Below are 718 nucleotides of genomic sequence, written 5' to 3' on the forward strand. Positions count from 1 at the left end.
GGGCCGATGTACAGGCCGACGATCTCGCGGTGCCCTTCGGCGTCGCAGGCCACGGCGATTATCGCCGCGACGGAGACAATCCGGCCGCCCTCGCGCTGGCGCAGGTAGGTCGCGTCCAGCCAGAGGTAGGGCCACTCGCCGGATAGCGGCCGATCCAGAAAGGCGCCGACCCGCTCGTCGATGTCCTTGCAGAGCTTCGAGACGGTGGACTTGGAGATGCCGGACAGCCCCATCGCCTGCACCAGGTCATCCACCCGCCGGGTCGAGACCCCGCCGATCCATGCTTCCTGGATCACCGCCACCAGAGCCTTCTCCGAGGTCTTCCGGGGCTCCAGGAAGGGCGGGTAGTAGCTGCCCTGCCGGAGCTTGGGGATCCGCAGCTGCAGCGACCCCAGCCGGGTGTCCAGCGTGCGATCCCGGAAGCCATTTCGGTAAGTCAGCCGCTCGCCGGTGCGCTCGTGCCGCCCAGCGCCGATCAGACCCTCCACATCGGCCTCCATCAGCATCTGCAGCACCGCCTCGGCGACACTGCGCAGAAAGTCGCCATCCCCTGCTTTCGCCAGCAGGTCAGCCAGTGGCAGTCTCTCCTCGGTCATCGGGTCCTCGGCCGGTCAGTGGTGAGAGCGTCGCAACTCCACCCTAGCCGCCAGGTCCGATGGCCACCCCAACCCTACACTCCGGCCAAGGCCGGATTTTCCAACACCTCCGTGGACGTTAC

General features: G+C 67.4%; 1 protein-coding gene. It reads right to left on the minus strand.

Translation table 11 applies throughout. The features are described 5' to 3' along the window. The coding region (locus JMJ56_RS33200) for an IS256 family transposase (RefSeq protein ID WP_202836133.1) at positions 1–596 on the minus strand (596 nt) is incomplete at its 3' end. Positions 597–718 lie beyond the last annotated feature (122 nt).

It is taken from the genome of Belnapia arida (assembly GCF_016773205.1).
Taxonomy (GTDB): domain Bacteria; phylum Pseudomonadota; class Alphaproteobacteria; order Acetobacterales; family Acetobacteraceae; genus Belnapia; species Belnapia arida.